This is a genomic window from Streptomyces sp. NPDC002156, from assembly GCF_053593675.1.
The window spans coordinates 1-12,525 of sequence record NZ_JBSFDA010000238.1; the positions used below are offsets into that span (position 1 = coordinate 1).

The following is a 12,525-nucleotide window of genomic DNA, read 5'->3' on the forward strand; positions in this document are numbered from 1 at the left end:
CGACACCACCAAGGAGCGCCACGACATGTGGCTGCTCAAGCGCTACGGACTGCCCGCCCTGTACTGGCACGGCATGCTCAAAGGCCGCGCCTGACCGCAGACCCGAGTGCGGGGCGGGGCTCGGACGTCCTCGTCGGCGCCGTGCTGCGCAACACCCTCGTCGTCGCCCCACCAGAACGGTGTCTCTCCGCGGAGTGTCGAGGACGCCTTCAGCCGCAGCGTGCTGTCGCCCCGGCCCAGGCCCGCTGCGAGCACCTGTCGGCGAAACCGTCGGCGGCGGCGCCGACGATGGCGAAGACAGTCGCGCGGATGACTAGATCGATTTAGCTTTCTCCCTGTAACATCACTGCCTAATCGATTTAGTATTCCTTTCCCGCGGCGGGACGCGGGGTCAAGGAGGTTGCCGCAGATGCCAACCGTGCAAGACGCCGCCGTCAGGCGGTCGAGAACACCCGCGGGGCTGGAGGGGCTGCCACGGCCGGGCCGATGCCTGGTCATGGGGATCCTCAACGTCACGCCCGACTCCTTCTCCGACGGCGGTCTGTACGAGGACAACCGGGCCGCGATCGACCGGGGCCTGGAACTGGCCGCTCAGGGCGCGGACATCGTGGACGTGGGTGGCGAGTCCACCCGGCCGGGCGCGCGGTCCGTGGGCCTGGAGGAGGAGTTGGCCCGGACCGTGCCGGTGGTGCGTGAACTCGCCCGTGCCGGTGTGTGCGTGAGCGTCGACACCATGCACGCGTCCGTGGCCCGAGCCGCCGTCGAGGCGGGAGCGTCTCTGGTCAACGACGTCAGCGGCGGCCTGGCCGACCCGGCGATGGCGTCGACCGTCGCCGCGGCCGGCGTCCCCTATGTCGCCATGCACTGGCGTGCGCCGAGCCGGGAGATGGACCGGCATGCGGACTACCGTGATGTCGTCGCCGAGGTCGGGGCCGAACTCGGCCGACGTCTGTGGGAGTTGACGGAACGCGGAGTCGACCCGGCCCGCATCGTCCTCGATCCGGGGCTGGGTTTCGCCAAGCGGCCCGAGCACGACTGGACGCTCCTGGCCGGTCTGGGGTCTCTGCGGGAACTGGGGTGCCCTCTGCTCGTGGGTGCGTCGAGGAAGCGGTTCATCGGTGCTGCCCTCGCGGCCGGCGGTGCGGGTGAAGTGCCGCCCGGAGAGCGGGACATGGCCACGGCCGCGGTCTCCGCGCTCGCGGCCGTCGCGGGTGCGTTCTGTGTGCGCGTGCACGACGTCCCCTCCACCGTCGATGCGGTGCGCATGGCATCCGCGTATCTCGACCACTACAACCGCGACGTCGACCCGGTCCGCGCGGTCCCGGTCGGTGCGGGGCGTGGGCTGCACCCGTAAGTAGTCCGCAACCCGGCACTCGCTCGGGATCAGGCCGCTCTGCCGGCTTGCGCTAGATCGTTCCCGGCATCACTAGATCGATTTAGCTTTCTTGGGACAGATCGCATGGATCGTACGGATCACACGGATCCCTACGAGCAAAGGAACAAGGAGAGCCCGCATGACAACCCCCTCCCTCCAGGACGCCATCGACAAGGCCGGATCGCCGATCCAGCTGCTGTGGCGGCCGGGTGCAGAGCCGTGGACCCCCGAGGTCGTGGAGCGCGAGTACGCCGGCTGGAGCCGGGAGCAGGCCGCGTGGCACGAGGGCGTGGCGCTGCTCAACCTCTCGCACCACATGTACGACATGTGGATCGAAGGCCCGGACGCCACCCGGGTGTTGGCCGACCACGGCGTCAACAACTTCGACAAGTTCGCCATCGGGCAGGCCAAGCAGTACGTGCCGGTGACCCGGAACGGCCACATCGTCACCGACGGGATCCTCGCTCGCGAGGGCGAGAACAAGTACCTGCTCAGCGGGATCCCGGCTGCCCAGCACTGGGTGCAGTACCACGCGGAGAAGGGCGGCTACGACGTCGGCTTCGTCACCGACCCGTCCTCCGCGTTCCGTCCGGGCGGCGGCGATCCGAAACTGTTCCGGTACCAGATCCAGGGCCCGCTGGCGACGGAGCTCGTCGAGCGGGTCTTCGGCGGGCCGCTGCCGGAGACGAAGTTCTTCCACTCCAGCGCCGTCTCCCTCGACGGCCGCGCCTTCCGTGCCCTGCGCCACGGCATGGCCGGCCAGGCCGGATTCGAGTTCATCGGCCCGTGGGAGCACGCCGCGTACGTCCACGAGGCGTTCCTGAAGACGGGCGAGCCGCTCGGCCTGGTCCAGGTCGGAGCCCTCGCGTACGCCACGCCGAGCGTGGAGAGCGGCTGGATCCCCTCGCCGGTGCCCGGCATCTACACCGACCCGGACCTGCTGGAATACCGCAGGTACCTGCCCCTGTTCGGCATCGAGGGCAAGCGCCCGCTGAACGGCAGCTACTTCTCGGAGGACATCGAGGACTACTACGTATCCCCGTACGAACTCGGCTACGGGAAGCTGATCCACCTCGGCCATGACTTCGTGGGCCGGGACGCCCTGGTGAAGGCCAAGGACGAGCCGCTGCGCACCAAGGTCACCCTCGTCCTCGACCCCGACGACGTCCGCACCGTCATCGGACAGGGCGCGGACCCCGGCTTCGTCCTCAGCTACGCCCGGCACCGGGTGGAGAACGTGACCGGCATGGTCGGCATGACCATGCAGACGGCGTCCATCGACCCCGTCGGAGCGCTCCTGTCACTGACATTGATCGACAAGGAGTGCGCGGAGCCCGGCACCGAGGTCTGGGTGGTGTGGGGCGAGCACCCCGGTGCCGGCACCGACCCCGAGGCCGACCTCGGACTCCCGCGCATCCGCGCCACCGTCCGGCCCGCGCCGTTCGACCAGCACGCGCGCACCCAGTACCGCCGCGACCGCTGACACAGGCCCCCTGCACGCCACCGCCGCCCCCCCCGGCACTCGGCCCCCGCAGACGAGAAAGCGAGACGCAAGACGATGAACCCCGCGAGCACGGTACGAACAGCGGTCAGTACGTCGCTGCTCGATGACTTCTCCCTGGAGATGACCGGGAAGGACGTCCCCAAACTGGAGGAGGCCCGCGACTCCATTCCCCAGGGCACCCGTATCAACGTCACCTTCCTCGGCAACGAGGACCTCTCGATGCGGCTGGACGCGGCCCGCGCGGTCAAGCGGCTCGGCTTCGTCCCCGTACCGCACATATCCGCCCGGCGCCTCGGGTCGCGCGACGACTTCGAGCGGTTCCTGGCCGGCCTGCACGCCGACGGCACGTCCGACAACGTGTTCGTCGTCGGCGGGGATCCGGCGCATCCCGAGGGGCCCTACGCCGACTCCCTGTCCCTGATCGACACGGGGCTGCTGCAGGAGCACGGCGTCCGCCACGTCGGCATCAGCGGTTACCCGGAAGGCCACCCCGCGATCGACGGCACCGCACTGTGGTCCGCGCTGGGGGACAAGCACACGGCCCTCACCGCCCAGTCCCTGGAGGGCGGCGTCATCACGCAGTTCGGGTTCGACGTCGACCCGGTGCTCGCCTGGGTGGCAGAGGTACGGCGGCGGGGCATCGGGCTCCCGATCAGGATCGGGGTGCCCGGTCCGGCCGGAGCGCGCCGGCTCATGGCGTACGCCGCCCGGTTCGGCGTGGGTACCAGCGCGTCCGTCGTCAGGAAGTACGGGTTCTCCCTGACGAACCTGATGGGCACCGCGGGCCCCGACCGGTTCCTGCGTGACCTCGCCGCGGGCCATGACCCGGCCCGGCACGGCGAGTTGAAGATTCACTTCTATACGTTCGGCGGGCTCAGGGCCACCTCCGAGTGGGCCGCCCGCTTCCGCGAGGAGAGCCTGGCATGACCCTCACCCAAGACGCCCCCGCGCGCACCACCACGGGCGGGCCGCCCGCCCCGCAGGCCTCGCTCATCGTGCAGGGCGCCGACGCCACGGGCATCGTCGCCGCCGTGACGTCGGTCCTCGGCGGCCACGGCGCGAACATCGTCTCCCTCGACCAGTACTCCGACAACCCGCAGGGCGGCGCCTTCTTCCAGCGCACCGTCTTCGGTCTCGACGGCCTCCGGGCCGTGCTGCCCGCCCTGCGGGCCGACCTGGACAAGCACCTGGTGGACGCGTTCGGGCTGAGCTACACCCTGCGTGACCTGTCCGTGCCCAAGCGGGTCGCGATCTTCGCCTCGAAGTCCGACCACTGCCTGCTCGACCTGCTGTGGCGGCACCGGCAGGGCCAACTGCCCGTCACCGTCGCCATGGTGATCTCCAACCATCCCGATGTGGCCGAGGAGGTACGCGGGTTCGGCATCCCCTTCTTCCATGTCCCCTGCCAGGGCGCGGACAAGTCCGCCGCGGAGGCGGAACACCTGCGGCTGCTGAGGGGCAACGTCGACTTCGTCGTCCTGGCCCGCTACATGCAGATCCTCTCCGGCGACTTCATCGCGGGCGTCGGCGTCCCGATCATCAACATCCACCACTCCTTCCTGCCCGCCTTCATCGGCGCGGGCCCCTACGCCAAGGCCAAGGAACGGGGCGTGAAGCTGGTGGGCGCCACCGCGCACTACGTCACCGAGGACCTCGACGAGGGCCCGATCATCGAGCAGGACGTCGTCCGCGTCACCCACGCCCACACCGCGACCGACCTCACCCGCCGCGGCGCCGACGTGGAACGCGCGGTGCTCTCCCGCGCCGTGCTGTGGCACGCCGAGGACCGGGTCATCCGCGACGGCAACCACACCATCGTCTTCGCCTGAGGCGAGACGGGCCCATCGACTCCCACCGACAGGAAGACCGCCCGGTGCAGGGATGGCAGGGACGGTCGGTCCTGTCGTGCGCCACATCCCCGAACGACCGAGCCGGCCGTCCCGCCCCCATGACGACCGGCTCGGTCCCGGCGCCGTACAGCCGTACAGCACGCCCCTCTCACCCGGGCGAGTCGTTCCCCATCACACGAAGGCGGTTCGCCACCATGACAATCAGGATCGACGGCACCGGGATCGCCCGGCGGATCCGTTCGCAGGTCGCCGAGGAGGTCGCCGCGGCCGCCGGTTCGGGAAGCGCTCCCGGGCTGGCGACCGTCCTCGTCGGCGACGACCCGGCCAGCGTCGTGTACGTCGCCGCGAAGCGACGCGCCATCAAGGAAGCCGGCATACGCGACTTCCACCGCCATCTGCCCGAGCACGCGACGCACGACGACGTGGCCGCCGTACTCGACGAACTGGCCGCGGACCCAAGGGTGTCCGGCATCCTGCTCCAACTCCCGCTGCCCCGGCAGCTCGACGCGGCCACCCTCATCGACCGTATCCCGGTCACCAAGGACGTCGACGGTCTCACCACCGCCAGCCTCGGCCTCCTCGCCCGCGGGGAGCGGGGGTTGCGCCCCTGCACGCCCAGCGGCGTCATCGAACTCCTCGACGCCGAGGGCGTTCCACTCAAGGGCGCGAACGTCGCGGTGGTCGGCTGGGGCGAACTCGTCGGCAAGCCCCTGACCCAGCTGCTGCTGCGGCGCGGGGCGACCGTGTCGGTGGCCCACGAGTTCACCACCGACCTCGCGGCGGTCACCCGGCCCGCCGACATCGTCGTGGTCGCCACCGGCGTCCGCGGGCTCATCGGTCCCGAACACGTCAGGCCCGGCGCCGTCGTCATCGACGTCGGCATCCACCGGACGCCCTCGGGCCTGGCCGGCGACGTCCGCTCCGACGAACTCGACGGCATCGCGGATCGCATCACACCCGTCCCCGGCGGGGTGGGCCCCATGACCATCGCGATGCTGCTGGTCAACACCCTGCGTGCCGCCCGATGGAGTGCCGAACTCGAGGCCGTCGCGGCTTGAGGACCCGATCGACGGGGAGCCGCTCGCACCGAAGGAGGCCGGAATTGGACCAGTTCCCTCCCATGGCGCTGCTCGGCGGACGCCTCGCCACCGGCCTCGCGGACGTCACCGGAGACCCCTCGGCACTGGACTCCGAGGGCTTCTGGGCCGTGGCGGCCGACTTCGAGAGCCGCTTGACGTGCGCCCGCTTCCGCGACGTACGACAGATCGAGGTCCGACGCGTCTCTACGACGTCCTGGCGCGGCCCGCGCCCAGACGCGTGGACCACTTCGCTGGACCGCCTCGCCCACACGAACGGAGTGCCACGCGTCCGCGAGCACATCGCCGTCGGCAGGGTCTACCAGGCCAACCTCTGCCGGGTGCTGTCCACCCCGGTCACGCCGGATGCCGATGTGACGGCGCTCGGAGGGCTCCTGGCACGGCACGGCACGACCCGGCGCCGCACGCGGGCGTCATCCGTCCCTCTCGGCACGGGGTGGAGGTGGCCACGGCTTCCCCCGAACTCTTCCTGCGGCGCGACGGGAGCGAGGCGACGTCGGGTCCCGTCAGGGGGACGGGCCGCATCGAGGCGGACCTGCTGGGGAAGGATCACGCGGAGAACGTGATGATCGTCGACCTGGTCCGCAACGACCTCGGCCGGGTCTGCGTTCCCGGTTCCGTCACCGTGCCCGACCTGTGTGCCGTGGAGAAGCATCCGGGGCTCGTCCACCTCGTGTCCACGGTGTCGGGGCGACTGCGTGCCGGCTTGGGCCGGCCCGGGCTGCCGGCGGCGACGTTCCCGCCCGGCTCGGTCACCGGGGCGCCCAAGGAGAGCGCCCTGCGGATCATCGAGGCGTTGGAGACCTCGCCCCGCGGCCCCTACCGCGGCGGCATCGGCTGGGTCGACGCCGATCGCGGCGCGGTGAACTGGCGGTCGGCATCCGCACGTTCTGGATCGACCGGGCCGAAGGGCTCCTGAAGTTCGGCACGGGAGCCGGCATCACCTGGGGCTCGGAACCCGAACGGGAGTGGCGGGAGACCGAGTTGAAGGCACGTCGGCTGCTTGGCCATCGCGAGCGGAGGCTCGGCGTGCCGGTAGACGGAGGAACGTCCCTGCCGTCGCGTAGGAGCGCGCACCACGTGAGTGCCGCGAAAGGCTCGCAGGCCGTACGGGTTCCGCGGGCCGATCGAGGCGCGTCCTCGTCCGGAGAGGTGAAACGATCTAGCGCGTAGAGTGAACGCCACGTGCTCGGACGTTCCACAGGCTGGCAGCCGGTCCCGGTCGGCGGGGCGTGGAGCGCGCGGGTCTGACGGATGGGAGTGTGCCGACATGGGCCGTTCGGGCCGGGTGACGTTGAGCGACGTGGCCAAGGCGTCCGGCGTGTCGCGGGCGACGGTGAGTTTCGTGCTGAACGACGACCCACGGCAGACGATCTCCGCGGCCACCCGGGAGCGGGTCATGGGGGCCGCCCAGGAACTGGGATACGTCCCGCATGGCATCGCCCGCGCCCTCCGCGAGGGCTCGTCGCGGATCGTCGTCCTCAACGTCGACTGGGGCATGGAGGGCAACTTCTCCCGCAGCTACGTCCGGGGCCTGGACGAGGAACTGGCCGAACACGACCACATCCTGCTGGTCCGGCACGGCCACTCGATCCCGGAAGCCACGCAGAAGGTCCTGGACACCATCGTGCCCCGTGCGGTGCTGCGACTCGGCGAGGTCTACATGCAGGGCGACGAACCGCCCGAGCAGGACTGGGAGAACGGGTTCGCCGCCAACGCCGCGATGCAGATCGGCTACCTCGCCGAACGCGGGCACACCCGGATCGCGATGGCCATGCCCGACCACGAGTTCCCGCTCACCGAGGCCCGGCTGGGATTCGCCCAGGAGGCCGCCCGGCGCCTGGAACTGCCTCCGCTGGAACGCTTCGTCGTGCCGGGGCCGCGGGAGGCCGGCGCGGCCGCCGTCGAGACCTTCCTGGCAGCCCACGCGGACGTGACCGCCCTGGCCGCCTTCGACGACGACATCGCGCTGCGCAGCCTCACGGCCCTGCGTGATCTCGGGCGGCGGGTCCCCGAGGACGTGGCGGTGATCGGCTTCGACGAGACCGAGTACGGCTCCCTGTCCACCCCCGCGCTCACCACCGTCCACATCGACGCCGAAGTCCTCGGACGGATCGCCGCCCGCAACGCCCTGGGAATCGACACCGGGGCGCTGGCGCCCGCGTCCGGCCGGATCGTCGTACGCGATTCGGCGTGACCGCCGCGAACCCGTGAAAGGCGGGCGGACCGCCGGGGTGACGCTGTCATGGGCGGCAGTCGCCCGCCCGTGCGCGGAACGGCCGTGACGCGTCCCTTCGCGACGAAGAAGCACTCACGAGACCACGGCACCCTCCCACCGCGCACTCCGTTCCGAGTTCCCGGATCTCGCGGCCCCGGGCAGTCTCTGTTAACTTGACTAGAACGATTTAGTAATGCTGAGTGTGCCGTACCGCCCCATGTTCGACACGGCCCGGAGGGACACCGGAGCCGTGGACGACCGGAGGACCCCATGGACCGTCTGCTTCTCATGCGCAGTTTTGTCACCGTCGCCAACATCGGCAGCTTCAACGGCGCTGCCAAGGCGCTGAGTTCGTCGGGGTCGCTCGTCTCACGTCATGTCGCGGAGCTGGAACGGCAGATCGGCGTGCGCCTCGTCAATCGCACGGCCCGTTCGGTGAACCTCACGGAACAGGGTCTGCGCTATGCCGAGTTCGCCTCGCGCATCCTCAAGGAGATCGAAGCGGAGGACTCCAGCATCGCCCATCTGCACGACCGGGCCGAAGGCGCACTCAACATCATCTGCCCCAAATGGATAGGGAGCTACGATCTCGGCGACGCCATCGCCGCCTTCTCCGCCGCCCATACGAAAATCCATGTGCGGTTCGAACTGGGAGGGCTGTCCGACCGGACCTATGACTTCATTGACGGTGGATTCGATGTCGCATTCCACACACGCGATCTGAGGGATTCGAGTGTCCGCCTCAAGAAGATCGCCTCACTGCCCTTCGTCCTGTGCGCGTCGAAAAAGTACATCGACCGGTGCGGCCCCGTCTCCCATCCGAATGACCTGACCGCCCACGACTGCCTCGTGCACGTCAACGACCCCGTGTGGCGCCTCGGCCACGGGCCCGCCAGCACGCTGCACAAGGTGCGCAACGTCGCTTTCTCGTCCAACTCCTATATCGCCCTGCAGAAAGCGGCCGTTCACGGGCGTGGCGTCGCCATGCTGCCGCAGCGGCTGGCTTACGACGAACTCGTGTCCGGCGCTCTGCAGGCCCTGCTTCCCCATGTGGCGGCACCCGACCGCCCCCTCTACGCGATCTACGGGCCCGATCAGAACACCCCGCGAAAGATCGCCGTTTTTCTGGAATTCCTTACCGAATGGTTCAGGGAGAATCCGATTCCCATCATTGGGTATTGAAGCAGGTGCAGAAAACGATTTCGGTCACGGCCGACTCGGCTCGGGCTGCGGTGGGGCGGCAGCTGAGACATACGGGGGCTTCTTCTTTGCTTGCAGAATGCGTATCAACAGAGTCGCCGCACGGCTGTCGCTGAGGTCGGCACGACCTGTTAGCGTCCACTGAATCGATCTAGTTCGCTTGGTCGACGATCAGTGGAAGGGCGACAGGAGGATCCGTCGCCTCGCAGAGTGGGAGTACGAAATGGATTTGGTCGCACAACAGCGCAGCACCTACGAAGCGGTCCTCCGACAGAACGACGCGCCGTTCATCACCGAGCGGCCGGCGTTGTTCAGCCCGGCCGCGGCTGCCCAGGACAAGGGCAACACACGGGGCACGTTCGGCCGCTTCGCGCAGATCCTGCTTCCCGAGGAGTATTCGGACTGGGTGGACGAGAGCGCCGCCCACGTCGGATCGTGCTACATCGGCGACTGGACCTCGCTCCACAAGGTGAAGGTGCACGGCCCGCAGGCGCTCGAGTTCCTCGGCAGGCTCGGGATGCGGGATCTCTCGCGTTTCGAGACCGGGCAGGTCAAGCACCATGTGCAGCTCGACGAGAACGGCTGGATCGCGTCCGAGGGCGTGCTGTGCCGGCTCGGCCCGGAGGAGTTCGTCTACACCGCGGGCAGCTGCGACTGGCTGCTGTGGCAGCTCGGCCGGGGCGGATGGGACGCGGCGGCGACCGACATCAGCCCCGAGGTGTTCATCTTCGGCATCCAGGGGCCGGCGTCCCTGGCCACGATGGAGAAGCTGACCGGGGACGATCTGCGCGACATCGGCTTCAGCCGCAGCAGGATGTCGACGGTCGGCGGGGTCCCGGTACGGGTCCTGCGCACCGGTATCTCGGGTGAGCTCGGCTACGAGCTGCACGGGCCGACCGAACACGCCAACGAGGTCTGGGCGGCGGCCGTGGCGAGCGGGCAGGACGTCGGCATCCGCCAACTCGGCTTCCGCGCCCAGCCCGTTCAGCACATAGAGGCCGGTATCGCGACCAACGGGCTCGACTATCTGCCGGCGTCGATCCTCACGCCGGGTGCGCCGAGGCAGTTCCGCAAGGGTGCGCCCACGGGCAGTTTCGTCCCCGCAGGCGGGGTGACCGACTACTTCCGCAAGCCGGGCGAACTGGGCTGGGGGTTCCGCAAGGGCGTCCCCGACCGGGAATTCATCGGCCGGGACGCCCTCGTCAAGGACGCCGAAAGCGGTGTCCCCGCACGTCGGTTGGTCGGTCTGCGGTGGAGCGAGCAGGACGTCACCGGCGTCCTCACGTCGCTCCTGAGCGGCGCCGAGCTGCCCGACCAGATGGAGATCCCTCGCTCGCGCGGTCCCCACTTCGACCATGTCCTGTTCGAGGGCGACCCGGTGGGCGTGGCCACGGGCCGGACCGTGAGTCCGACCCTGCGGGCGATGATCTCGCTCTGTGTGATCGCCCCTGAACACGCGACACCCGGCAAGGAGGTCGTCGTTCTCTGGGGCCGTCCGGGCACCCCGCAGCGGGAGATCCGGGCGACGGTCACCACGCTGCCGTTCAAGCCGGACAACCGGCGAGCCGACACCGCCAGGCTGTGACGGTCCCTCTCCCGGCTCCCCGCCGACCGGCCAGGTGACCGCCGGTCGGCGGGGAGTCCGGAAACCTTCCCGCTGGAAGACGCGCCTGGCATGCCCATGAGCGTCCAGCCCCGTCACGTGCTGTTCCCCTGTTCAGGGGGGTGATGAGAACCTTGAGGGCTTCACGCCGGCAAAGGCTGCCACACTGAGGGACGTGGCCCGTGAGCAGCAGGCAAGAATCAGCGGCACCGAACTCGGGCGCTTCCTGCGCGCCCGACGGGCGGAGATCGGTCCCGAAGAGGTCGGCATCACGGTGGGTCCGGGACCGCGCCGGACACCGGGGCTGCGGCGGGAGGAGCTGGCCACCCTCGCCGGGGTGAGCATCGACTACTACGCCCGTCTGGAACGCGGCCGGGAGATCCACCCCAGCCCGGCCGTCCTCGACGCCCTGGCCCAGGCGTTGCGGCTGGGGGAGGTCGACCACAAGCACCTGCACGACCTCGGTCTGCGTGCCGCCCGCAGACCGTCCCCGGACCGGAGCGCGCCCAGCCGCACCGTGGACCCCGGTACCGAACTGCTGCTGGAGCGGCTGCGGCCCTTCCCGGCCCGGGTGCTCAGCCGCACGATGGACCTGCTCGCCGCCAATCCCGGAGGGCTGCGGACACTGGTCGGGATCGAACGCTGGCCCGCCGGGCGGCGCAACATCGCGAAGTACGTCTTCCTGCACCCCGCGGCCCGCGAACTCTTCCCCGACTGGGAGGTGATGACCCGTGGCTGCGTCGCCCGGCTGCGCGCCCTGGCGGGCACCGACCCGGACGCTCCCGACCTCGCCGAACTCGTCGACGAACTGCTCCTCAAGAGCCCGGAGTTCGCGCGACTGTGGGAGTCCTACGACGTGCGGGCGTTCGCCCAGGGCCAGAAGACCCTGCACCACCCCGACGTCGGCGCTCTCACCCTCCGCTACCAGTCCCTGCTGATCGAGGGCACTCCCGGCCATCGCCTGGTGGCGTACTACGCCCTTCCGGGCACTGAGGACCACGACGCCCTGGTCCGCCTCGACCAGATGGACCAGGGCAGCCACGGTGCACCACCCCCTGCCGAGCGGTATCCGGGCTGAGGCGGGGGAGCGTGCCTCCGGGGCGCCTCGATGGGCAACGCTTTCCAGAGGCTGGATCCAAGGCTGAGCCGAATGGTTCAACGATCCCGTCGCGGCTCGCCCCTCGGGCCTAACCCGGTGGCGGGGCCGTGGTCCGGCGCGGTACCAGAGCGGGGGACAGACGGACCTGGCCCGTGGGCTTGTGCCGGTCGGCGATCCGTTCCAGCAGGAGGCGGGCGGCGTTCCTGCCGATCTCCCGGTCCACGAAGGACGCACCCCGCTGGCGCGTGCGGAGGGAGTGCGCTTCATCGGTTACGCCGACGGGGTGTACGCCTGCCGGTTGGCGTCCGGCCGCTACCGCCTGACCGCCCGGCTGCGCTGACCCCCTGTCAGGTGGAACCCAACTCGAACCAGTCGAAGGCCGCGCTGCCCCGCGTCGCGTACATGCCGAAGACACGGCCCGTGAAGCCGCCGGCGACCTCGGTCGTGAGGTAGCGGCCGTCGAGTTCGGCGAGGATCTCGAAGTCGCCGCCGTCGGTCTCGTAGCCCAGCCGGAGGCTGTCGGGGCCGCCGGCGCCGTGGGCGGGGGGGGGGGGTGGGTTGTAGCGCCGGGCCCCGGGC

The 12,525-nt window shown here is 70.0% G+C and carries 11 protein-coding genes and 1 pseudogene; 11 read left to right on the plus strand and 1 reads right to left on the minus strand.

The window, feature by feature from the left end; translation table 11 throughout:
- Positions 1-409 precede the first annotated feature (409 nt).
- The 11 genes and pseudogenes from folP (at position 410) to ACWCRB_RS45835 (ending at position 12,286) form a co-directional block, all read left to right on the plus strand.
- A complete protein-coding gene (gene folP, locus ACWCRB_RS45785) occupies positions 410-1,354 on the plus strand; it encodes a dihydropteroate synthase (protein ID WP_451001737.1) in 945 nt (314 codons plus the stop codon).
- 160 nt (positions 1,355-1,514) lie between these two features.
- Positions 1,515-2,858, plus strand: coding sequence for an aminomethyl transferase family protein (locus tag ACWCRB_RS45790; RefSeq protein ID WP_451001738.1), 1,344 nt, complete (start codon positions 1,515-1,517; stop codon positions 2,856-2,858).
- A gap of 75 nt (positions 2,859-2,933) precedes the next feature.
- On the plus strand, positions 2,934-3,806 hold the full coding sequence (locus ACWCRB_RS45795) for a methylenetetrahydrofolate reductase (protein ID WP_451001739.1): 873 nt from the start codon (positions 2,934-2,936) through the stop codon (positions 3,804-3,806).
- The gene (purU, locus tag ACWCRB_RS45800) at positions 3,803-4,708 is read left to right on the plus strand and encodes a formyltetrahydrofolate deformylase (protein ID WP_451001740.1); all 906 of its coding nucleotides are present in this window, start codon (positions 3,803-3,805) and stop codon (positions 4,706-4,708) included. Before ACWCRB_RS45795 ends, purU begins: the two co-directional genes overlap by 4 nt.
- A 215-nt stretch (positions 4,709-4,923) precedes the next feature.
- Positions 4,924-5,787 (plus strand): bifunctional 5,10-methylenetetrahydrofolate dehydrogenase/5,10-methenyltetrahydrofolate cyclohydrolase, encoded by an 864-nt coding sequence (locus ACWCRB_RS45805; RefSeq protein WP_451001741.1) that lies wholly within the window; start codon positions 4,924-4,926, stop codon positions 5,785-5,787.
- Between the two features lie 62 nt (positions 5,788-5,849).
- Positions 5,850-6,999 (plus strand): annotated as a pseudogene (locus ACWCRB_RS45810) (chorismate-binding protein).
- 97 nt (positions 7,000-7,096) lie between these two features.
- Entirely contained in the window at positions 7,097-8,023 is a 927-nt protein-coding gene (locus ACWCRB_RS45815) for a LacI family DNA-binding transcriptional regulator (protein WP_451001742.1), read from the plus strand.
- Between the two features lie 291 nt (positions 8,024-8,314).
- On the plus strand, positions 8,315-9,226 hold the full coding sequence (locus ACWCRB_RS45820) for a LysR family transcriptional regulator (protein WP_451001743.1): 912 nt from the start codon (positions 8,315-8,317) through the stop codon (positions 9,224-9,226).
- 241 nt (positions 9,227-9,467) lie between these two features.
- Complete coding sequence (locus tag ACWCRB_RS45825; protein ID WP_451001744.1) at positions 9,468-10,829, plus strand: aminomethyl transferase family protein; 1,362 nt, start codon at positions 9,468-9,470, stop codon at positions 10,827-10,829.
- A gap of 193 nt (positions 10,830-11,022) precedes the next feature.
- The gene (locus ACWCRB_RS45830; RefSeq protein WP_451001745.1) at positions 11,023-11,925 is read left to right on the plus strand and encodes a helix-turn-helix transcriptional regulator; all 903 of its coding nucleotides are present in this window, start codon (positions 11,023-11,025) and stop codon (positions 11,923-11,925) included.
- A gap of 181 nt (positions 11,926-12,106) precedes the next feature.
- Positions 12,107-12,286, plus strand: a complete 180-nt coding sequence (locus tag ACWCRB_RS45835; RefSeq protein WP_451001746.1) for a hypothetical protein — start codon at positions 12,107-12,109, stop codon at positions 12,284-12,286.
- 7 nt (positions 12,287-12,293) lie between these two features.
- Here ACWCRB_RS45835 and ACWCRB_RS45840 read toward each other — a convergent pair.
- Positions 12,294-12,525: beta-xylosidase family glycoside hydrolase (locus ACWCRB_RS45840; protein ID WP_451001747.1), on the minus strand; the 232-nt coding region annotated here is incomplete at its 5' end.